This is a genomic window from Stutzerimonas sp. LR2, assembly GCF_055755175.1.
This window is the reverse complement of the sequence record NZ_JBVTRR010000003.1, coordinates 116,878-139,472: the sequence shown is the minus strand read 5'-3', so window position 1 is coordinate 139,472 and position 22,595 is coordinate 116,878. Positions and strand designations below refer to the sequence as shown.

Genomic DNA, 22,595 nt, shown 5'->3' with positions numbered 1-22,595 from the left:
ATGGCCAAACGTAGCGGCGCTCTGCGCTTTCAACCCAGCGGCGGCGAGCGCAAGCCCCAGGTGCCGGTTGGCAAGAAGCAACGGCTGAGCATCGAGCGGCTCGCCCATGACGGCCGTGGCATCGCCTTCGTCGAGGGGCGCACCTGGTTCGTCGAAGGCGCATTGCCTGGTGAAACCGTCGAAGCGCGCGTGTTGAACGCGCGTAGCCAGATCGTCGATGCGCGCTGTGAGCGGGTGTTCGAACCCAGTGCGGTACGCCAGCACGAGCCATGCCCCTTCGCTCGTCGCTGTGGCGGCTGCACCCTGCAGCATGCCGCCATCGACGATCAGCTGGCACTCAAGCAACGTACCCTGGGCGAGCAGCTCGCTCGCCTGGCCGAGCTCGAGCCGGAACGCTGGGCCGAGCCGCTGACCGGTCCGGCTTTCGGCTATCGACGTCGAGCCCGGCTGGCGGTGCGCTGGCACACCAGGGACAAGCGCCTGGAGGTGGGCTTTCGTTCCACGGCCAGCCAGGACATCGTCGCCATCGACCAGTGCCCGGTTCTGGTACAGCCCTTGCAGACGCTGCTGCCGGGGTTGCTCGAGGCCTTGCACGGGCTGACAAAGCCGCAGGCCATCGGCCATGTGGAGCTGTTCAGTGGCACCGCCGAGGCCGTGCTGATCCGCCATACCGCGCCGCTGCCGGAGATCGACCTGGTGCGCCTGCGGGCCTTTGCCCGCGCCCATCAGGCACAGCTCTGGTTGCAGGGCGACGGCGAGCCGCAAGCCGATGTGCCCGGGCAGGCGCTGGGCTACCGCCTTGAGGCCTGGGACCTGGAGTTGGCCTGGCGGCCGGGAGATTTCGTTCAGGTCAATGCGCCGGTGAATGAGGCGATGGTCGCCCAGGCGCTGAGCTGGTTGGGCGCCAGCGCGGGGGAGCGGGTGCTGGACCTGTTCTGCGGGCTGGGCAATTTCAGCCTGCCGCTGGCGCGCCAGGGCGCGCAGGTGGTGGGGGTGGAAGGTGTCGAGGCGATGGTGGCGCGGGCGCAGGACAACGCGCAGCGCAACGGCCTCGAACAGGTGCACTTTTATCGGGCGGACTTGTCGAAGCCGCTTGCCGACGCACCCTGGGCGCGCAGCGGGTTCGATGCTGTGCTACTTGATCCGCCCCGTGACGGTGCGCTGGAGATCGTCCGGCAGATGACGCAGCTCCAGGCGCGCCGCGTGGTCTATGTTTCATGCAATCCGGCCACCCTGGCGCGCGATGCGCGCGAGTTGGCCAGCCAGGGCTTCCGCCTCAAGCGTGCCGGGCTGCTGGACATGTTCCCGCAGACGGCCCACGCCGAGGCCATGGCGTTGTTCGAGCGGGATTGACGCTCGGCGCAGTATTTTTTGACAGGCGACTGGCCTGTGGTTCAACCGACCGGCACGCAGAATGCCGGCGTTCATGGCGCAGATGCTGCGCAGAAGGGAAGGTAGATGGTACAGGTCAGAGCGGTTCAGCCGATCAATACGGACGGCAGCATCAACCTGGATGGCTGGCTCGATCATGTGTTGGGGATGGACCCGGCACTCGACCGTGCGGCGCTGAAGGAGGCCTGCGAGTTCGCCCGCGAAGCGGAACAGCAGGCCAATGCCGCGCAGAACCTCTGGAGCGAAGGCACCTCCAGCTATCAGATCGGCCTGGAGATCGCCGAGATCCTCGCTGACCTCAAACTGGATCAGGACAGCCTGGTCGCTGCGGTCATCTACCGCGGCGTGCGTGAGGGCAAGATTCAGCTGGCCGATGTGCACCAGCGCTTCGGGCCGGTGGTGGCCAAGCTCATCGAAGGTGTGCTGCGCATGGCGGCGATCAGCGCCAGCCTCAACCCGCGCGAATCGCTGGTGCTCGGGTCCCAGGCGCAGGTGGAAAACCTGCGCAAGATGCTGGTGGCCATGGTCGACGACGTCCGCGTCGCGCTGATCAAGCTGGCCGAGCGCACCTGCGCCATCCGCGCGGTGAAGCTGGCCGACGACGAGAAGCGCCAGCGTGTCGCCCGCGAGGTCTTCGACATCTACGCACCGCTGGCCCACCGCCTGGGCATCGGCCACATCAAGTGGGAGCTGGAGGATCTGTCCTTCCGCTACCTCGAGCCGGAGCAGTACAAGCAGATCGCCCAGCTGCTGCACGAGCGTCGCCTCGACCGCGAGCAGTACATCACCAATGTCGTCCAGCAGCTCAAGGACGAACTGACCGCGGCCGGCATCCAGCCGGAAATTGACGGACGCGCCAAGCACATCTATTCCATCTGGCGAAAAATGCAGAAGAAGGGCCTGCAGTTCAGCCAGATCTACGACGTTCGTGCCGTTCGTGTGCTGGTTCCGGAAGTGCGTGACTGCTACACCGCGCTGGGTATCGTGCACACCCTGTGGCGGCACATTCCCAAGGAATTCGACGATTACATCGCCAACCCCAAGGAGAATGGCTATCGCTCGCTGCATACCGCGGTGATCGGCCCCGAGGGCAAGGTGCTGGAGGTGCAGATCCGCACCCACGCCATGCACGAGGAGGCCGAACTGGGGGTCTGCGCGCACTGGCGCTACAAGGGTACCGACGTCAATTCCGGTTCGGACCACTACGAGGAAAAGATCGCCTGGCTGCGTCAGGTGCTCGAATGGCACGAAGAGCTGGGCGACATCGGCGGCCTGGCCGACCAGTTGCGCGTCGACATCGAGCCTGATCGCGTCTATGTGTTCACTCCGGATGGCCATGCCATCGACCTGCCCAAGGGCGCGACACCGCTGGATTTCGCCTACCGGGTGCACACCGAGATCGGCCACAACTGCCGCGGGGCGAAGGTCAACGGCCGCATCGTCCCGCTCAACTACAGCCTGCAGACCGGTGAGCAGGTGGAGATCATCACCAGCAAGCACGGCTCGCCGAGCCGCGACTGGCTGAACCCCAACCTGGGTTACATCACCACGTCACGTTCGCGGGCAAAGATCGTTCACTGGTTCAAGCTGCAGGCGCGCGACCAGAACGTCGCCGCCGGCAAGGCGCTGCTGGAACGCGAGCTGAGCCGCCTGGACCTGCCGCCGGTGGATTTCGACAAGCTGGCCGAAAAGGCCAACCTGAAGAACGCCGAGGACATGTTCGCCGCCCTTGGTGCCGGCGACCTGCGCCTGGCGCATCTGGTCAACATGGCCCAGCAGCTGGTCGAGCCGGAGCGCGGTTACGATCAGCTGGAGCTGATCCCGCGGCGTTCCGCGCCACACAAGCCCGGCAAGCGTGGCGATGTGCAGATCCAGGGCGTCGGCAACCTGCTGACGCAGATGGCCGGCTGCTGCCAGCCGCTGCCGGGCGACCCGATCGTCGGCTACATCACTCAGGGCCGCGGTGTCAGCATCCACCGCCAAGACTGCCCGTCGGTGCTGCAGCTGGCCGGTCGCGAGCCGGAGCGGATCATCCAGGTCAGCTGGGGCCCGGTGCCGGAGAAGACCTATCCGGTCGAGATCATGATCCGCGCGTACGACCGTGCCGGTCTGCTGCGTGATATCTCGCAGATGCTGCTCAACGAACGCATCAACGTGCTGTCGATGAACACCCGTTCGAACAAGGAAGACAGCACCGCACAGATGACGCTGACCATCGAGATCCCGGGGTTGAATGCGCTGGGGCGTCTGCTCAGCCGTATTTCGCAGCTGCCGAATATCATCGAGGCCAAGCGTCAGCGCGCTTCCTGATCTTTCCGAACGGCTGCGCTCGATCCGGCGTAGTTGAAGGCCTACCGAAAAGTGCGCATTGGCACCAGCCAACTCCGCTTTTCGGCAGGCGTTCGCCTAGCCGGCTCTTCGCTCGCGACGCCCGGCGCTGAGCGACCGTCGATAGCCAAGTCTCCTTGAGGAATCCCATGTACCAACTCCCCGACCTGCTGCACCTGATGGCCCGGCTGCGCGATCCGCAGCACGGGTGCCCCTGGGATCTGCAACAGGACTACGCGAGTATCGTCCCGCACACGCTGGAGGAGGCCTACGAGGTGGCCGATGCCATCGAAAGTGGCGACTTCGAGCATCTCCCCGGCGAGCTGGGCGATCTGCTGTTCCAGGTCGTCTACTACAGCCAATTGGCCCGGGAGGAGGGGCGCTTCGACTTCGCCACGGTGGTCGATGCCATTACCCGCAAGCTGGTGCGCCGACACCCGCATGTCTTTCCGGATGGTGACCTGTACGGCTCGCCGGAACTTCCGCGGCTCGATGAGGCGGCGATCAAGCGGCGCTGGGAGGAGATCAAGGCCGAGGAGCGCGCCGAGAAAGCCGCCGCGCCCGAGCAGCTGTCTCTTCTCGATGACGTTCCCAGCGCATTGCCGGCGCTCAGTCGCGCGGCGAAGCTGCAGAAGCGCGCCGCCCAGGTGGGCTTCGACTGGCCCGAGGCGCTGCCGGTGGTGGACAAGGTGCGCGAAGAACTGGACGAAGTGCTGGAGGCGATGAGCGAAAACGATCCGCAGGCCATCGCCGAAGAGCTGGGCGACCTGCTGTTCGTGGTGGTCAACCTGGCGCGCCATCTCAAGGTCGATCCGGAAAACGCCCTGCGTGCGGCCAACGGCAAGTTCGAGCGGCGCTTCCGCTTCATCGAACAGGCCTTGCGGGACGCGGGACGACCCATCGAGAATTGCGACCTCGAAGAGCTGGACGCCCTCTGGGGCGAAGCCAAGAAGGCCGAGCGGTCGCCGTCCTGCGGCTGAAGACGGCGCGCAGAGGTGGATGTCGTCTTGCGCATCCACCACAATGCCGCTCGGCGCCGCGAGGATTCGCAGCCACCGCGCCCATTTGAATTCACCCAAAAGACGAGCCGAAACATGAGTCTTTCCCTCCGTGACCAGCTGCTCAAAGCCGGGCTGGTCAACGAAAAGCAGGCCAAGCAGGCCGTCAAGCAGAAGCAGAAGCAGCAGCGCCTGGAGAAAAAGGGGCAGGTCGAGAAGGACGACTCCCAGCGCCAGGCCGCGTTGCAGGCCCAGGCCGAGAAGCTCGCCCGCGACCAGGAACTCAACCGTCAGCAGCAGGAGAAGGCGGAGCAGAAGGCCCGCGCCGCGCAGATCAAACAGCTGATCGAGACCAGCCGCCTGCCGAAGCTGACCACTGAGGACTACTACAATTTCGTCGACGACAAGAAGGTCAAGCGCCTTTCGGTCAACAAGCTGATGCGTGACAAGCTGGCCAGTGGCTCGCTGGCGATCGTGCGGCACGGCGGCGGCTACGAGGTCATTCCGCGCGAAGCGGCGCTGAAGATCCAGGAGCGTGACCCGCAGCGCGTGGTGCAGCTCAACATCCGCACCGAAGAACCGGATGCCGACGATCCATACGCCGCCTATCAGGTTCCCGACGACCTGATGTGGTAAGCGCCGCGGGTGGGCGTGGCCTCCGACGGAAGGTGGGATAGAAACGCCTCGCCCGGCCCTCTACTACAGACCTGCCCGCTGCCGCGGGTGCATGCAGTGGAGGACATCATGCCCGCTCAATCGCTTCGTTATACCCCCAATGCTGACAGCCAGTACTGGCGCGCCGCCGGCGTGCCGGGCGATCCGGAGGAGCCGGGAGTGCCGACCCAGCCATCTGAGCCTGGTGAGCCCACCGTGCCGGATCAACCACCACCTGCGCCGGTGGCATAAGCCGGCTGTTAGTCTCTTCATGCATGACTGCGTCGCAGCGCTCCGGTGCCGCGACGCAGGCTTACTCCCCGAACGGGTAGGTATCCGGCACGACGCTCGCGTCGATGTCCTGCGGGCCGATGGGCGTCACCGCCTGCGTCTGCTCCAGCCAGATCAGCGCGTCGAACTGCTCGGCCAGGATGGCGCGAAAGTAATGACTCTGCCGCTCCGTCAGAGGCCGGTAGATGACGCCGATCGCACGCTCCAGTCGTGGATGGCTGAGCGCCTCGCGCAGCTTGCCCCGATCATCCCGCCAATCGGTCAGTGATGCCGGCACGCCGGCCCGCAGGAACAGCTGCTCCCAACTGTCGGGCCGCGACGGGATGACCTGCTTGCGCCGCATCGGCTCGTACCAGTTGTCCGCCGCGGCGACCTCGCCGCGGTCGGTCGCCATGCCGATCAGCACCGCGTCGCGGCCGAAGGCCGTGCGGCAGAGTTCGCCGATATTGAACTCGCCACCCCAGCCCATCGAGGTCGCCGCGGCATTGCCGATGTGCGAGTTGTGCGCCCAGACCACTGCCTTGGCATCCGCGCCGCGATGATCGAGCAGGGCACGCAGCGTATCGAACATGTGCCGGTCGCGCAGATTCCAGGACTCCGTCGAGCCGCGGTACATCGCCCGATAGTAGTGCTCCGCGGCAAGCACCACCCGCGCGTTGCGTTCGGCATTGAAGAAGCGCTCGCCGTCCTGGTCGATGTACGCCAGGCGCTGGGTGAGCAGAGCCTGCAGTTGTTCAATGACGGCGTTTTCGCAGGAAGGCTGGCCGAGCATGACGTTGCGGCCGTAGTCGGCCGGGTCTTCCTGCCAAGGGCTCAGGCAACCATAGCGCCGCCGGGCAGCGGCGGCGGCCGCCGGATCGGTGCGATCCAGATAATCCAGCACTTCGCGCATCGAGCTGCCGAGGCTGTAGACGTCCAGGCCGCGAAACTCGACGCGTTGTTCGGCGGTCAGCGCGGCATTGTGCTCACGCAGCCAGCGCACGAAGCCGTCGACCTCGCGATTGCGCCACATCCAGCTCGGGAAGCGCTTGAAGGCATTTTCGGCCCAGGCGACGGGCTCGCGCTGCCGACAATGGCAGTCGATGCGCGCGGCATCGGGCCAGTCCGCCTCGACCGCGACGATGGAGAACCCGTGCTGTTCGATCAGCCGCCGGGTGATCGCGGCGCGGGCCCGATAGAACTCGGAACTGCCATGGCTGGCCTCACCGATCAGCACGACCCGCGCGTCGGCGTAGCGCTCGAAGGCGTCGGCGAAGCGCGGCTCGTCCAGGGCGGGCAGGGGCTCGGCATGCTGGCGCAGCAGGGCGACCAGCTGATCCTCTGATGGCTCGGATGAATGTGCACGGGAGGCGCTCATGGGGTCGGACTCATTCTTCTCGTCGAACAAGGACACCACGGATGACTGGCCATCCGGAGTGTTGTTCCTCGTCCTGCAATTAAAGCTGCTAACTTTGAGGTGAGGGACCGAACTGCCGACGCCGGATGGGTCTAAAAACTTACAAAAACCAAAATGGGCGTTATTACGTTCACACGGGTTTCTTTAAGGCGAGGGGCATTCCATGACGACCTGGATCATTGCGTACAACAAAGACGGCAACACTTCGATGCTGAAGATCGACTCCGAACACCAGCCCGACATCGACGATGCGGTCGAACTGGTGACGCGCAAGGCGGAGGAGCTCTATCCGGATCAGGAAAGCGAGCACGAGCACGACCCCGATCTCGAGGACACTCCCGCCACACGCCTTGCCGAACGCTACGGCATCACCATCACCGGTATATCCCAGGCCTGACCGGCGCCGAGTGCGCCACCGGCCACACCTCTCCATCCCCCACCACATAGATTCGCCAGCTGTCTTCGGTTGCCACCGTCATCGTGCCGGTGAAGCTGCCGAAGGCTGGCAGCAGGCTGAGTCGTTCGCCGATGCAGAAGCAGGGCAGGCGCAGGCGCTGGCGCCCGCGACCCTGTAGCGGGAAGGCAGGGTGAACGTGGCCCGCCAGCACGTGGTGGCTGGGGTGCGGCTGCGGTTCGTGCTGCAGCGCGTACGGGCCGAGCAGCAGTGGCTCGTTCACTACGTCGATGCCGAGCTGGGCCGGCGGGTCTCCTGCACGGCGGTCGTGGTTGCCGCGCACCAGTGTGATGGCCAGCTGGGGATGGCGCGAGCGCCATTCGGCCAGGCGCGCAAGTGTGGCCGGCGCATGGGATTCGGGTGCGTGCAGGAAGTCGCCGAGAAAGATCAGCTGGCGGCAGCAGTATCGGGCCAGCAGGCCGTCCAGCTGGCGCAGGTTGGCATCGGTGGTGCCATGGGGCACAGGCTGGCCGAGGCGACGATAGGCTGCGGCCTTTCCAAAATGGATGTCGGCCACCAACAGAGCCTGCTGTGCGGGCCAGTAGATCGCCTTTTCCGCCAGCAGCCAGAGTGTGGCGCCGGCCAGTTCGATGGGCTGGTAGGCGTTCATGATCCGTCGGTTCGTCCTGTGGTTCGGTTCATCAGGCGGGTTTGGCCTTCCTCGTGCGCGGCGTGCCGTCCTTGCGTGCGCGGGGCTTGCGTGGTCGCGGGGCGTCGCGCTCGATGGTGATCGTCGATTGTGGCTCGGGCTGGTAGCCGCCGGGACCAGCAGCCTTGTCCAGCTCCGCCACCATGCGGCGGATGCGGTCGGCGAGCTTCTCCGAAGTCATGCTTTCGCGAAAGCGCTCGACCATCAGCGGAAAGGCCAGCGGGGTCGCGCGCCGCACCTGATGGACGTCCAGACGGCGCTGTTGCAGGCGTTGCAACGTCTGCTGCAAGCGCTCGACTTCCAGCTCCTGGCGCAGCACCTCTTCCTCGGCCTGGGTCAGCAGCAGATTGCCCGGATCGTACTGGCGGAACACATCGAAGAACAGGCCACTGGAAGCCTGCAGCTGACGCGCGCTCTTCTGCGCACCCGGGTAGCCGGAAAATACCAGCCCGGCGATGCGCGCGATCTCGCGAAAACGGCGGCGCGCCAGCTCACTGGCATTGAGGCTGGCGAGCACGTCGTGCAGCAGGTCGTTTTCGCTGAAGAGCTCCGGCGTCAGCCAGTGCAGCCAGTCCACCTCGGTGGCCGAAAGCAGTTCGAAGCCATAGTCGTTGACCGCGATGGAGAAGGTCAGCGGTTGACGCTGGCCCATGCGCCAGGCCAGCAGACTGGCCAGACCCAGGTGCACATGGCGCCCGGCGAAGGGGTAGAGGAACAGGTGCCAGCCTTCGCGGGACTTCATCACCTCGGCCAGCAAGGTGGTCTTGGTGGGCAGCGCCGACCAGTCCATCTGGACGCGAAGCAGCGGTTCGACCAGGCGCATTTCGGGGGTGGTGAACTGCTCGCGCGAGGCAGCACCGAGCTGCTCGACCACGGCATCGGCCAGCTCGCTGGATAGCGGCATGCGACCGCCGTTCCAGCGGGGCACGGCAGCCTTCTTGCCCGTCGCGCGGCTGACGTAGGCGGTCATGTTCTCGACCCGCACCAGTTCCAGCAGGCGACCGCCGAAGAGGAAGTTGTCGCCGGGGCGCAGGCGCGCGATGAAACCTTCCTCGATGCTGCCCAGCGAACGCCCGCTGCCGCCCTTGGCCCAGAACCTCACCGTCAGGCTGGCGTCGCTGACGATGGTGCCGATGCTCATGCGATGGCGCAGCGCAACGCGACGACTGGGTACTTTCCACAGGCCGGTTTCGTCCGGCTCGACCCGCTGATAGTCGGGGTAGGCCGTCAGCGAATGCCCGCCATGACGGACGAAGGCCAGCGCCCATTGCCAGTGCTCGTCGGTCAGCTCCCGGTAGGACCAGGCCTGGCGCACCTCGGCGAGCAGCTCATCCGGGCGGAAGCCGCCGCCTAGGGCCATGCTCACCAGGTGCTGCACCAGCACGTCGAGCGGGCGATGCGGTGCGCTGCGGGCCTCGATGCGGCGCTCGGCGATGGCCACCTGGGCGGCCGCGGCTTCCACCACCTCCACGCTATGGGTGGGCACCAGGGTGACCCGCGAGGTTCGCCCCGGCGCGTGTCCGGAGCGGCCGGCGCGCTGCATCAGCCGCGCCACGCCCTTGGGCGAGCCGATCTGCAAAACTCGCTCGACCGGCAGGAAGTCCACGCCCAGATCCAGGCTGGAGGTGCAGACCACGGCCTTGAGCGCGCCCTGCTTGAGGCCCAGTTCGACCCAGTCGCGCACCTCGCGTGCGAGTGAGCCGTGGTGCAGGGCGATCAATCCGGCCCAGTCCGGCCGCGCATCCAGCAGCGCCTGATACCAGATTTCCGACTGCGAGCGGGTATTGGTGAACACCAGGGTAGTCGCGGCGGAATCGATCTCTTCGACCACCTGCGGCAGCATGCGCAGGCCGAGATGACCGGCCCAGGGGAAGCGCTCGATGCTCGGCGGCAGCAGGGTGTCGACGCGCAGGTCCTTGTCCATCTTGCCCTGCACCAGCCTGCCGCTGCCGGGGTGCAGCAGCACGTCCAGCGCGTGGGGCTGGTTGCCGAGAGTGGCGGAAAGGCCCCAGACGATCAGCTCCGGCATCCATTGACGCAGGCGCGCCAGGGCCAGTTGCAGTTGCACGCCGCGCTTGTTGCCCAAGAGCTCGTGCCATTCGTCCACCACCAGCATGCGCAAACCGGCGAAGGCTTGGCGTGCATCGGCGCGGGTCAGCAGCAGGGTCAGGCTTTCCGGCGTGGTGACCAGCGCGCTGGGCAGACGCCGTCCCTGCCGCGCACGCTCGGCACCGCTGGTATCGCCGGTGCGCAGGCCGATGCTCCAGCCGATGCCGAGGTCGTCCAGCGGCGCCTGCAGGGCGCGGGCGGTGTCGGCGGCCAGGGCGCGCATCGGGGTGATCCAGAGCACCGTCAACGGCGCTGGCTTGTCCGTCGCGGTGGGAGAGGGTGCCTTGGTCGCAAAGCGATTCAGGGCTCCGAGCCAGACGGCGTAGGTCTTGCCGGAGCCGGTGGTGGCGTGCAGCAGGCCCGATTCGCCATCGCCTATCGCTTGCCAGACCTCCTGCTGGAACGGGAAGGGTTGCCAGGCACGGCTGGAAAACCAGCCCGCAGCGAGGCTCTCCGCCCCGTTCCTTACCCCCGGCTCCTCTTCCTGAGGGAGGGGGTGGTGATCGTGTGGCTGCTCGGCTCGGCTCTTGGGAGAGGGTTGGGATGAGGGCCGAGCGGGTGCCGGGTGCCTTGGTTTCATCCCAGCAATTCCCGCAGGGTGGCCAGGGTATCGGCTTCCTCCACCGGCTTGTCGAGGCGCCAGCGCAGCATGCGCGGGAAGCGCACGGCGATGCCGCTCTTGTGGCGGCTGCTGGCGGCGATGCCTTCGAAGCCGAGTTCGAACACCAGGGTCGGCGTGACGCTGCGCACCGGGCCGAACTTCTCCACGGTGGTCTTGCGGACGATGGCGTCGACCTTGCGCATTTCCTCGTCGGTAAGGCCGGAATAGGCCTTGGCGAAGGGCACGAGCTTGCGCTCAGGGTCGCCCGGCTCGCCGTCCCAGACGGCAAAGGTGTAGTCGGTGTAGAGGCTGGCGCGGCGGCCATGACCGCGCTGGGCATAGATCAGCACGGCATCGACGGAGTAGGGGTCGATCTTCCATTTCCACCAGACGCCGACGTCCTTGGTCCGACCGACGCCGTACTGGGCCGCGCGCGCCTTGATCATCATGCCTTCCACGCCCAGCGCGCGTGAGGCTTCGCGCTGGCGGGCCAGATCCTGCCAATCCGCTCCGCTCACCAGTGGTGAAAGCATCAGCTGCGGGCTGGGGCATTGGCCCACGACCGCCTCGAGCTGCACCCGGCGTTCACGGTGTTCGCGTTGCCGCCAGTCGTCGCCCTGCCATTCCAGCAGGTCGTAGGCGAGCACCGCCACCGGCGCATCCTGCAGCACCTTGGCGGTCAGGTTCTTGCGTCCGATGCGCTGTTGCAGCAGGGCGAACGGCCGCACGCCGAAGCCATCGGCGCTGGGCTCGCCGGTGCTGGCGGCGTCGAACAGCTCGCCGGCTGGGGTCTCCGGGGCATGCTTCCAGACCAGGATCTCGCCATCGATCACCGTGCCGTCGGGCAGGCAGCGAGCCAGTTCGCACAGCTCGGGAAAACGCTCGCTGACCAGCTCCTCACCGCGCGACCAGACCCAGATCTGCCCGTCGCGCTTGACCAGTTGGGCGCGGATGCCATCCCACTTCCATTCGATGAACCAGTTGTCCGGCGCGCCAAGCAGCGTGTCGAACGTGTCCACCGGGGCCTGCAGCGCATGAGCGAGAAAGAACGGGTAGGGCTGGCCACCACGCTGGGCATGCTCATGCTCGGATTCTTCGGCGATCAGCGCGCGGTAGCCCTCGGCGCTGGGTCGATGGGACAGGTCGGTGTAGCCGACCAGGCGCTGCGCGACGCGCTTGGGGTCGAGGTCGGCCAGCGAGGCCAGCGCGCGGGTGACCAGCAGTTTCGACACGCCGACGCGAAAGGCGCCGGTGATCAGCTTGATGCAGACCATCAGGCTGAGCCGGTCCAGCTGTGCCCAGAGCGCCGGCAAGCGTTCGGCCAGCTCCTCCGGCGGCAGGCCGCGCAGCGGTAGCAGTCGGTCCTGCATCCACACGGCCAGCCCGTCCTCGGAGCTGTGCTCGGCCTCGGACATCAGCAGCGAGATGGTCTCGGCCATGTCGCCGACCGCCTGGTAGCTTTCCTCGAACAACCATTCGGGCAGGCCCGCCGCCTGCATGGCGGTTTCGCGCAGGACGCGGGTCGGGACCAGTTGACGCGGGCGACCGCCGGCCAGGAAGTAGACCGCCCAGGCAGCGTCGGCCGGATCGGCCTCGCGAAAGTAGTCGCGCATCGCGGCCAGTTTGGCATTGCTCGACGTGGTGGCGTCCAGGCGACTGTAGAGCGTGGCGAAGGCTTTCATGCGGCGCCTCCGCTTCGGCGGTCGCCGCGGCACGGGAAAGCGGCGTGGCCTTCGATCATGCGGTGCCCTCCGTCGCGGCATCGTCCTCTTCGCCGTATTCGGTGGCGAAGGCCTGGGCATCAAGGCCGCGCATTTCGCGCAGGTAGCGCACCAGCACCGCAACGGAGCCGTGGGTGACCATTACCCGTTCGGCGCCGGTCTGCTCGATGGCCCAGAGCAGGCCTGGCCAGTCGGCATGGTCGGAAAGCACGAAGCCGCGGTCGACGCCGCGGCGACGGCGGGTGCCGCGCAGCATCATCCAGCCGCTGGCGAAGGCGTCGGCATAGTCACCGAAGCGGCGCATCCATGTGCTGCCGCCAGCCGAGGGCGGGGCGAGGATGATGGCCTGCTTCAGGCGCGGATCACCCTTCTTCAGGTCACCGGCATACACCGTCGGCGGCAGGTGGATGCCGCCCTCGCGATAGACCTTGTTCAGCGGCTCTACCGCGCCATGCACGACGATGGTGCCGATGCTTTCATCCAGGCCGTGCAGGATGCGCTGCGCCTTGCCGAAGGCATAGCAGAACAGCACCGAGGCACGTCCGGCCGCGGCGTTGGCGCGCCACCAGTCGTTGATCTCGCGGAATACTTCGCCCTGCGCCGGCCACTTGTAGATCGGCAGGCCGAAGGTCGATTCGGTGATGAAGGTATGGCAGCGCACCGGCTCGAACGGCGCGCAGGTGTCGTCCGGCTCGACCTTGTAATCGCCCGAGGCGACCCAGACTTCGCCCTTGTATTCCAGGCGCACCTGGGCCGAGCCGAGTACATGACCAGCGGGATGAAAGCTGAGCTTTACGCCGTGATGCTCGATGGATTCGCCATAGGCCAGCGTCTGCAGTGGCATGTCGGCGGCGATGCGCGAACGCAGGATGCCTTCGCTGTCGCTGGAGGCCAGGTAATGGCCCATCCCCCAGCGTGCGTGGTCGCCATGGGCGTGGGTTATGACGGCGCGATCGACCGGCCGCCAGGGGTCGATATAGAAATCACCGGGCGGGCAATACAGCCCTTCGGGGCGGGCAACGACAAGATCCATGAGTACAGGCGCTTTGCGGGCTTGTAGGTTTGGAGCATGGCGCAGCGCTGCGAGTTCGCCCGATCAGCGCGAGGTGGGCCGAAGCCCACCCTACCGGTCGCTGTAAATGGCCGGGCGGCTGTTTCTTGCGGTGCGCTGCGATCAGTCCGTCAGCTTGAGGTGCGATATGTCCGGCTTGGGCCCGTCGACGGCGCGCGGCATCTCGCCCATGTCGCTGCCCACCGGAGCCAGGCTGAATTGCGAAAGGTCCACGCGCGGGGCCTCGGGTTCGGGACGGGCGTCCTGCAGGTCGACGCCAACCGGTGCGATACCGAAGTCCGGCGCCTCGACGTCGCTGAAGGCGGCCATGTATTCATCCCGCGGCGTCACCTTCAGTGCGCCAGGTGTCTCGCCGGGCCGAGCCGTTGCAGGTGCGGTGCTCGCAGGGGTAGCGACAGGCGTGGCGGGTGGTGGCGCCAGCTCGATTTCCTCGACATCCACCGGCATCGGTTTGACCTCGACCTGGGCACCGGCGCGCTCCATGGCCTGGCGGTATTTTTCCACCGCAGCGAAGTCCAGGTTCTGCTTGATCACGATGCGGCGCCCGGAGAACAGCAGCGCGATGCGCTGGGCATCGGCCTGGAACAGCCTGGTCAGGTTGGCTTCGACCTGTTCGAGCTTCGCGCCGGGGAGCAGCTGGCCGGAAAAGGCAATCTCGTAGAGGCTCATGGGTTGCTCCTTGTAGCGCTGGCGGGTGGGGACGGCCATGCCGTCGTCTGGTGAGAAGTTAAACGAGGTGGCGATGATCTGGCAAAGCGCGAAATGCTGCGCTTGTCGGCGTCACAACTTCGCCAGGCATGGCTCAAGGCAGCGGCGCGAAGAGCGCTTCGATGTCCTGCTCGGCCAGCTGCCAGCCGCCTTCACCGCTGCCCTCCAGCACGCCGGCGGCCAGCTCGGCCTTGCGCGCCTGCAGCTCGCGGATACGCTCCTCGACGGTGCCGCGGGTGATCAGACGATAGACGAACACCGGCTTGTCCTGACCGATGCGATAGGCGCGGTCGGTAGCCTGGTTCTCGGCAGCGGGGTTCCACCAGGGATCGTAATGGATCACCGTGTCGGCGGCCGTCAGGTTCAGTCCGGTGCCGCCGGCCTTCAGGCTGATGAGAAACAGCGGCACTTCGCCGGCCTGGAAGCGTTCGACCGGCATGCGTCGATCATCGGTCTCGCCGGTCAGCTTGACGTAGGTGATGCCGCGCTTGAGCAGCGCCTGTTCAATCAGCGCCAGCATCGAGGTGAACTGGGAAAACAGCAGCACGCGGCGTCCTTCGCTCATCAGCTCGTCGAGCATGTCCAGCAGGCTGTCCAGCTTGCCCGAGCTGCTGCCGCGAGACGTCGCAACGGCATCGCCCTTGAGCAGGCGCAGATCGCAGCAGACCTGCCGCAGCTTGAGCAGCGCCTCGAGGATGACCATCTGGCTGCGCGCCAGGCCCTTGCGCTCGATTTCATCGCGGACCTTGCGGTCCATGGCCAGGCGTAGCGTCTCGTAGCGTTCGCGCTGGGCGGGCGACAGCTCGACCCAGTGGACGAACTCGTTCTTGGCCGGCAGCTCGGTGGCCACCTGTTCCTTTGTGCGGCGCAGCAGGAACGGCCGGAGGCGCGCGCGCAGATGTGCCAGACGGGCCTCGTCGCCATGCTTCTCGATGGGGTTGCGGTAATCCTGGGTGAAGCGCCGCGCATCGCCGAGCCAGCCGGGCATGAGGAAGTGGAACAGCGACCATAGCTCGCCCAGGTGGTTTTCCAATGGCGTGCCGGTCAGGCACAGCCGTTGCCGGGTCTGCAGCTCGCGCACCGCCTGGGCGGCCTTGCTGGAGGGATTCTTGATGTGCTGCGCCTCGTCAAGGATCAGCAGATGCAGCGGTTGCTCGCGCAGCACGGCGATGTCGCGTGTCAGCAAGGCGTAGCTGGTCAGCAGCAGGTCGTGATCGGCGATCCCGGCGAAGTGCTTCTGCCGGCCACTGCCGGTGAGCGTCAGCACGCGCAGGTGCGGGGCGAAACGGCTGGCTTCGTCCTGCCAGTTGGGGATCAGGCTGGTGGGCATCACCACTAGCGCGGGGCGGTCCAGGCGTCCGGCCTGCTTTTCGGCGAGGATGTGTGCCAGGCTCTGCAGTGTCTTGCCGAGGCCCATGTCATCACCGAGGATGCCGCCGGCGCCCAGCTCGCGCAGGGTCTGCATCCAGGCCAGGCCCTGCAGCTGGTAGGGCCGCAGGGTGGCGTTCAGCGAGGCGGGTGGCTGGCCGGGCTGGGCGCCAGGGCTGTGCAGGCGTCGAGCGAATGCACGCAGCTGCTCGCCCCCGCGCCAGTGCGGCGCCAGGCCTTCCAGGCCGGCCAGGCGCGCGCCGTCGGCCTTGCTCAGACGCAGCGCGGGGCCATCCATCGGCTCGCGCATATAGAGTTCGCCAAGCGTCGCCAGGATCGGCTTGATGCGGGAGAAGGGCAGAGCCACCTGCAGCGGTTGCCCGTCGCGTCGCTCCAGCTGCACGCGCAGCTGCTCGTCATCGCCCCGCTGGGCCAGTGCCCGCGGCGTGAGCAGCTGAGGGCTCTGGCGGATCAGGCGCAGGAGCACGGGCAATATGCCGATGCGCTGGCCGTCGACGACGACACCGAGGTCGAGGTCGAACCAGTCTTCCGCCGCGGACTCGTCGATCTCGGCGTACCAGGCGTCGATGGCGGTCAGGTCGTAGGCGAAGCCCGGGTGAATGTCGATCTGCCAGCCCTGGCGACGCAGCTCCGGCAGCTGCTGCTGGACGAACCTGATCCAGGCTTCTTCGCCGGGCAGCTGGAACATCTCCGCCGACTCCTTCGGCAAGGCCAGGCTCTGGCGCAACGCGGGACGGAAGCCCAGCTGCTCCAGCTGCTTGCGCAATGCCTGCTCGGCCTGCGGCTGGCGGGCGATGAGCTGGAGCTCGTCGTCCGCCGGATGGCGAATGCGCTCGCCGTCGCGCTTGCCATGCACGCGCGCTGAGCCATAGAGAAACGCCAGGCCCGCCCGGTGCTGGTATTCGCTGACCATGCGCCGGTTGCCGGGTTGGTAGTTGGTCGCCAGATGGCTGCCCAGGCTGAGCAGCGGCACCGGTGCGAGATCGTCGATCCGCCGCTCCGGGCGCGAAGGCAGTGCTGGGGCCACGGTTCAGGCCCCCGCTGCAGGGATGCGATGCCGCCGCCGGGGCCGCAAAGGCGACAGGCTCATAGCCGTCTGAGCTCGATCAGCAGCCCGAGGCTGTCGTGATCGATGTAGGTCAGCCGGCCGGGTACCAGGCGGACCCGCTGCGTCAGGCGTTCGCTGGCGAGCAGCTGGCCGTACTCGCCGAAGCGGTTGACCCAGAACGTCATGTCCGTCTGCATGTAGCGGCCCGGTCGCAGCTTCAGCGTGCCCTGGATCGGATAGTGTTCGAAGTGGCGCTGGCCCTGGTGAATGGCGATGGCCGGGCCGTCGTCGCTGACCGGCTGCTGCCAGGCGCGGTGCAGCAGCACCTGATAACCCTGCTCCGGGGTCAGCCGGGCGGCGATGTGCTCCAGCGCCGGCTGCCGCTCGGCGCGGCGCTCCAGCGGCAGGGCTTGCCGCGCCCAGTCGTAAGGCGCGTGCCGGCTGGCCTCCAGCGGCGTGGCGTGGCGGAACAGGATCAGCTCGACGCGATACAGCGCCTCGGCGTGCACCTGCGGCGACAGCCACAATAACAACAGGGCCAGATAGCGACGCGGCATCTAGGAACCTTGCTCGTTGGGCGCCAGCCGCTCAAGCAGCGCTTCCAGGGTGTTGAAGCGCTCCTCGGGACGCTCCATGGGCACCTGGAATTTGAACAGCGTGGCGCCTTCGAACTTGTAGCGGTTCGGCTGGCTCTGGATCAGCTTGATCAGCACCATCGGGTCAACCGAAGTGTCGGCCGAGAACTCGATGCGTCCGCCCTGCGGGCCGGCGTCGATCTTGGTGATGCCCAGCTTTTCGGCCTGCAGCTTGAGCAGGGTCAGGCGCACCAGGTTCTTGGTCGGTTCGGGCAACAGGCCGAAGCGGTCGATCATCTCTACCTGCAGTTCCTTCAGGCCGTCCTCGTCGGCGGCGTTGGCGATGCGCTTGTAGAGAATCAGGCGCGCGTGCACGTCCGGCAGATAGTCCTCGGGGATCAATGCCGGCAGGCGCAGGTTGATCTCCGGGCCGCCACCGAGCGGCTGCTCCAGGTTTGGTTGTTCGCCCTTGCGGATGGCCTTGACCGCACGCTCGAGCATTTCCATGTACAGGGTGAAGCCGACGGCCTGGATCTGCCCGCTCTGGCCTTCGCCGAGCAGCTCGCCGGCACCGCGGATTTCGAGGTCGTGGGTGGCCAGGACAAAGCCGGCACCGAGGTCCTGGGCGTTGGCGATGGCTTCCAGACGCTTCTGCGCATCATCGGTCATGGCCTTGCGCGGCGGGGTGAGCAGATAGGCATAGGCCTGGTGATGGCTACGGCCGACGCGGCCGCGCAGCTGGTGCAGCTGGGCCAGGCCGAACTTGTCGGCGCGCTCGATGATGATGGTGTTGGCGCTGGGCACATCGATGCCGGTTTCGATGATGGTCGAGGCCACCAGCACGTTGAAGCGCTTGTGGTAGAAATCGCTCATCACCTGCTCGAGGTCGCGTTCGCGCATCTGTCCGTGGCCGATGGCGATGCGTGCCTCGGGTACCAGTGTCTGCAGGTCGGCGGCGCACTTCTCGATGGTCTTGACGTCGTTGTGCAGGTAATAGACCTGGCCGCCACGCAGCAGCTCGCGCAGCAGCGCTTCCTTGATGGTCGGGTTGTTGGCCTCCATGACGAAGGTGCGCACCGACAGCCGGCGCGCCGGTGGCGTGGCGATGATCGACAGGTCGCGCATGCCGGCGATGGACATGTTCAGCGTGCGCGGAATCGGCGTGGCGGTCAGGGTGAGGATGTCCACCTCGCTGCGCAGCGCCTTGAGCTGCTCCTTCTGGCGCACACCGAAGCGGTGTTCCTCGTCGATGATGACCAGGCCCAGGTTGCTGAACTTGACGTCGTCCTGCAGCAGCTTGTGGGTGCCGATGAGGATGTCGATCTTGCCGTCGGCCAACCCGGTAATGGCGTTCTGCACTTCCTTGGCGGACTTGAAACGGCTCATCACCTCGACCCGCACCGGCCAGTCGGCGAAGCGGTCGCGGAAGCTGTTGTAGTGCTGCTGGGCGAGCAGGGTGGTGGGCACCAGTACCGCCACCTGCTTGCCGCCGTGCACGGCAATAAAGGCGGCGCGCATGGCGACTTCGGTCTTGCCGAAGCCGACATCGCCACACACGAGGCGGTCCATCGGCTTGGCGGAAAGCAGGTCCTCGCGCACCGCGTCGATGGCGGCCTGCTGGTCCGGCGTCTCCTCGAAGGGGAAGCCGGCGGCGAAGGTTTCGTAGTCGACCTGCGGGTCCTTGAAGGCATAGCCCTGGCGCGCGGCGCGGCGGGCGTAGATGTCGAGCAGTTCTGCAGCCACGTCGCGCACCTGCTCGGCGGCCTTGCGCTTGGCTTTCTGCCAGGTTTCCGAGCCGAGCTTGTGCAGTGGCGCCAGGGCGTCGTCGCTGCCGGTATAGCGGGCGATCAGATGCAGGCTGGCGACCGGCACGTAGAGTTTGGCCTCGTCAGCGTACTGCAGCAGGAGGAATTCCTGCGCCTGGCCTTCGATTTCGAGGGTGACCAGCCCCTGATAGCGGCCGACTCCATGATCGATATGCACCACCGGCGCGCCTTCGCGCAGCTCGGTGAGGTTCTTGATGACGTTGTCGCCGCCGTCGCGACTCTTCTCGCGACGCCGGCGTTGCATGACGCGCTGGCCGAACAGCGGGCTTTCCGCGACCAGGGCGACTTCGTCCAGCAGCAAGCCTTCGTCGAGCGGGGCGATGGCGATCGCCAGGCGCTCCTCGCTGGCGAGGAACCCGCCCCAGCCTTCGACTTCCTGCGGGCGCAGCTTCAGGCGCGCCAGCAGCTCCAGCAGCACTTCGCGGCGCCCCGCGGACTCGGCGGTGAACAGCACGCGCCCCGGAAAGCCGTCGAGGAACTGGCGCAGCTTGCCCAGGGGCTCGCTGGCCTTGGATTCGATCGCCAGTTCCGGCAGGGGCTGTGCAGGGAAGCGCTCGCGGCCGATGCCCGGCTCCACGTCCTGCTGGCTGGCAACCACGCGCGGCCACAGCTTGAGCCGGGCGAAGCAGTCTTCCACCGGCATGAACAGCTCGGCCGGCGGCAGCAGCGGGCGCTCGGGGTCGACGCGGCGCTCCTCGTAGCGATTGCGCACGTCATTCCAGAACTGCTCGGCGGCCTGCTCGATGCCGGGCAGGGAAAACACCTGGCTGTCTTCGGGCAGATAGTCGAAGAGGGTTGCCGTCTCCTCATAGAAAAGCGGCAGGTAGTATTCGATACCGGCGGGCGTGATGCCGGTGGACAGGTCCTGGTAGATCGGGCAGCGACGGAAGTCGACGTCGAAACGCTCGCGGAAACGTGCGCGGAAGCCGGTGACCGCTTCCTTTTTCAGCGGAAATTCCCGGGCTGGCAGCAGACGGATCGACTCCACCTTGTCGATGGAGCGCTGATTCTCCGGATCGAAAGTGCGCAGGGTTTCGATCTCGTCATCGAACAGGTCGATACGGTAGGGCAGGGCGCTGCCCATGGGGAACAGATCGATCAACGCGCCACGCACGGCGAACTCGCCATGTTCGTAGACCGTGTCCACGCAGCGATAGCCGGCCGCTTCCAGACGCAGGCGCATCTGCTCGACATCCAGCTTCTGCCCAACATCCAGCACCAGGCTCGAACCGAGCAGAAAGCGCTTGGGCGCCAGCCTGTGTAGGGCGGTGGTGATCGGCACTACCAGCACGCCATGGCTCAGTTCAGGCAGCTGGTAGAGCGTGGCGATACGCTGGGAAACGATGTCCTGGTGCGGCGAGAACAGGTCGTAGGGCAGCGTTTCCCAATCCGGAAAATGCAGAACCGGCAGATCCGGAGCGAAGAAGGCGAGTTCTTCCTGCAGGCGCTCGGCGCTCTGGCTGTCGGCGGTGAGGAGGAGCGTGAAGCGTTTGGCGTTGCTGGCTGCTTCGGCAATCGCCAGGCTCAGCGCGGCTCCTGGAAGATTGCCCCAATGTTGCTTGCCGCTGGCGGCAGGCAGAGGGGGAAGGCGCAAGACGGACACGAGTGGGCGTGGCTCCGATGGAAAAAATAGGCCGCCGGGATTGTAACTATCGAGGCGCTTGGCTGTCAGTGTTTCGTCCGCTGCAGATTGCCGGCGCTAGGGTGCGCCGTCATAATGTAGCCCCTTTTCTCAGCCCCTACATGTTGGAAGGAACTGCCCGTGACTCAGAAGCCCGACCAGTGTCTTGGTGAATGGATTGACCGCGAAGCCCTCGCCGAAGCGATGATTCCGCTGATTGGTCAGCTGTATCGCAACAACAACGTGGTGACTTCGATCTACGGCCGTGGCCTGATCAACCGTTCGGTGATCGCCATCCTCAAGGCGCACCGTTTCGCCCGTCACCGCATCGCCGACGAGACCGAGCTGTCGGTGCACGACACCTTCCAGATCCTCAAGACCATGAGCGAGATGAACCTCGGCGCCGCCTCGGTCGATCTCGGCAAGCTGGTCGCCAAGTACAAGGACGCCGGCAACGGCCGCAGCCTCGAGCAGTTCGTGCGCGAAGAGCTGGCCGAGGTCGCCGACAAGCGTCACGCTGCTACCGGGCACAAGGGTACTGACGTCGTGCTGTACGGTTTCGGCCGCATCGGCCGCCTGCTGGCGCGCATCCTGATCGAGAAGACCGGTGGTGGCGACGGTCTGCGCCTGCGCGCCATCGTCGTGCGCAAGGGTTCCGACAACGATCTGGTCAAGCGCGCCAGCCTGCTGCGTCGCGACTCGGTGCATGGTCCCTTCGATGGCACCATCACCATCGATGAGGCGAACAACACCATCACCGCCAATGGCAACCTGATCCAGGTGATCTACTCCAACGATCCGGCCTCGGTGGACTACACCCAGTACGGCATCGAGAACGCCCTGCTGGTGGACAACACCGGCAAGTGGCGTGACGCCGAAGGTCTGGGGCAGCACCTCAAGTGTCCGGGCGTCGCTCGTGTGGTGCTGACTGCACCGGGCAAGGGCGAGCTGAAGAACATCGTGCATGGCATCAACCATGGCGACATCACTGCCGATGACAAGATCATCTCCGCGGCGTCCTGCACCACCAATGCCATCGTGCCGGTGCTCAAGGCGGTGAACGATCAGTACGGCATCGTCAACGGCCACGTCGAAACCGTGCATTCCTATACCAACGACCAGAACCTGATCGACAACTTCCACAAGGGCAGCCGCCGTGGCCGTAGCGCTGCGCTGAACATGGTCATCACCGAGACCGGCGCCGCCACTGCAGCTGCCAAGGCGCTGCCGGTGCTCAAGGGCAAGCTGACCGGCAACGCCATCCGCGTGCCGACGCCGAACGTGTCCATGGCCATCCTCAACCTGAACCTGGAGAAGGCCACCAGCCGCGACGAGATCAACGAGTACCTGCGCCAGATGGCCATGCACTCTGACCTGCAGAAGCAGATCGATTTCGTCAACTCGCAGGAAGTTGTATCCACTGATTTCGTTGGTTCTCGCCATGCTGGCGTAGTGGACGCCGAGGCGACCATCTGCAATGACAACCGCGTCGTGCTGTACGTCTGGTACGACAACGAGTTCGGTTACAGCTGCCAGGTGGTGCGTGTAATGGAAGACATGGCAGGGGTCAACCCGCCGGCCTTCCCGCGCTAAGCGTCGCGGTGGCAAGCAGAAACGGGAGCCCTGGCTCCCGTTTCGCGTTTCTGGCGCACCGGTTCGAGCGTAAATCCTGCGAGGTTGAGCGGCCGGTGATCAGGGGCCGGGTGCGGTCGAGATAATTTTGCTTCTCTTGTCTCGAGTCAAAAATCCGCAATACCTGGGTG

Annotated in this window: 16 protein-coding genes; 7 read left to right on the top strand and 9 right to left on the bottom strand. The window is 66.1% G+C overall.

What is annotated here, in order from left to right; all coding sequences use genetic code 11:
• The 5 genes from rlmD to ACVRRC_RS11405 all read left to right on the top strand — a co-directional run bounded on the left by rlmD (position 1) and on the right by ACVRRC_RS11405 (position 5,624).
• Entirely contained in the window at positions 1-1,353 is a 1,353-nt protein-coding gene (gene rlmD / locus ACVRRC_RS11425; protein ID WP_084904609.1) for a 23S rRNA (uracil(1939)-C(5))-methyltransferase RlmD, read from the top strand.
• Between the two features lie 105 nt (positions 1,354-1,458).
• Positions 1,459-3,702, top strand: coding sequence for a GTP diphosphokinase (relA, locus tag ACVRRC_RS11420; protein WP_011913776.1), 2,244 nt, complete (start codon positions 1,459-1,461; stop codon positions 3,700-3,702).
• A gap of 167 nt (positions 3,703-3,869) precedes the next feature.
• Entirely contained in the window at positions 3,870-4,700 is an 831-nt protein-coding gene (mazG, locus tag ACVRRC_RS11415; RefSeq protein WP_013983285.1) for a nucleoside triphosphate pyrophosphohydrolase, read from the top strand.
• A 114-nt stretch (positions 4,701-4,814) separates the two neighbouring features.
• On the top strand, positions 4,815-5,354 hold the full coding sequence (locus ACVRRC_RS11410) for a DUF2058 domain-containing protein (protein ID WP_014597124.1): 540 nt from the start codon (positions 4,815-4,817) through the stop codon (positions 5,352-5,354).
• A gap of 108 nt (positions 5,355-5,462) precedes the next feature.
• Positions 5,463-5,624, top strand: coding sequence for a hypothetical protein (locus ACVRRC_RS11405; protein WP_162470521.1), 162 nt, complete (start codon positions 5,463-5,465; stop codon positions 5,622-5,624).
• Between the two features lie 61 nt (positions 5,625-5,685).
• Here ACVRRC_RS11405 and ACVRRC_RS11400 read toward each other — a convergent pair whose 3' ends face one another.
• A complete protein-coding gene (locus tag ACVRRC_RS11400; RefSeq protein WP_472997028.1) occupies positions 5,686-7,020 on the bottom strand; it encodes an erythromycin esterase family protein in 1,335 nt (444 codons plus the stop codon).
• 202 nt (positions 7,021-7,222) lie between these two features.
• Between ACVRRC_RS11400 and ACVRRC_RS11395 the strand changes: the two genes are divergently transcribed.
• Positions 7,223-7,456, top strand: a complete 234-nt coding sequence (locus ACVRRC_RS11395) for a hypothetical protein (protein ID WP_011913772.1) — start codon at positions 7,223-7,225, stop codon at positions 7,454-7,456.
• Here ACVRRC_RS11395 and pdeM read toward each other — a convergent pair.
• The 8 genes from pdeM to mfd form a co-directional block, all read right to left on the bottom strand.
• Positions 7,434-8,123 (bottom strand): ligase-associated DNA damage response endonuclease PdeM, encoded by a 690-nt coding sequence (gene pdeM, locus ACVRRC_RS11390; RefSeq protein ID WP_061374356.1) that lies wholly within the window; start codon positions 8,121-8,123, stop codon positions 7,434-7,436. The two genes, ACVRRC_RS11395 and pdeM, sit on opposite strands and share 23 nt — an antisense overlap.
• 31 nt (positions 8,124-8,154) lie before the next feature.
• Entirely contained in the window at positions 8,155-10,851 is a 2,697-nt protein-coding gene (locus tag ACVRRC_RS11385; RefSeq protein ID WP_408103612.1) for a ligase-associated DNA damage response DEXH box helicase, read from the bottom strand.
• A complete protein-coding gene (locus ACVRRC_RS11380; protein ID WP_472997027.1) occupies positions 10,848-12,554 on the bottom strand; it encodes an ATP-dependent DNA ligase in 1,707 nt (568 codons plus the stop codon). Before ACVRRC_RS11380 ends, ACVRRC_RS11385 begins: the two co-directional genes overlap by 4 nt.
• A 55-nt stretch (positions 12,555-12,609) precedes the next feature.
• Positions 12,610-13,626, bottom strand: coding sequence for a ligase-associated DNA damage response exonuclease (locus ACVRRC_RS11375; RefSeq protein WP_218421687.1), 1,017 nt, complete (start codon positions 13,624-13,626; stop codon positions 12,610-12,612).
• A gap of 141 nt (positions 13,627-13,767) precedes the next feature.
• Complete coding sequence (locus ACVRRC_RS11370) at positions 13,768-14,334, bottom strand: hypothetical protein (protein ID WP_472997152.1); 567 nt, start codon at positions 14,332-14,334, stop codon at positions 13,768-13,770.
• Between the two features lie 133 nt (positions 14,335-14,467).
• A complete protein-coding gene (locus ACVRRC_RS11365; protein ID WP_472997026.1) occupies positions 14,468-16,789 on the bottom strand; it encodes a DEAD/DEAH box helicase in 2,322 nt (773 codons plus the stop codon).
• 59 nt (positions 16,790-16,848) lie between these two features.
• Positions 16,849-17,367 carry a peptidoglycan binding protein CsiV gene (locus ACVRRC_RS11360; protein ID WP_011913765.1) on the bottom strand — a complete coding sequence of 173 codons (519 nt, stop codon included), beginning with the start codon at positions 17,365-17,367 and terminating at the stop codon, positions 16,849-16,851.
• Positions 17,368-20,814: a transcription-repair coupling factor gene (mfd, locus tag ACVRRC_RS11355; protein ID WP_472997025.1), complete on the bottom strand. Its 3,447-nt coding sequence runs from the start codon at positions 20,812-20,814 to the stop codon at positions 17,368-17,370. It lies immediately after the preceding gene.
• Between the two features lie 159 nt (positions 20,815-20,973).
• Between mfd and ACVRRC_RS11350 the strand changes: the two genes are divergently transcribed.
• Entirely contained in the window at positions 20,974-22,425 is a 1,452-nt protein-coding gene (locus ACVRRC_RS11350; RefSeq protein WP_011913763.1) for a glyceraldehyde-3-phosphate dehydrogenase, read from the top strand.
• Positions 22,426-22,595: the final 170 nt, after the last annotated feature.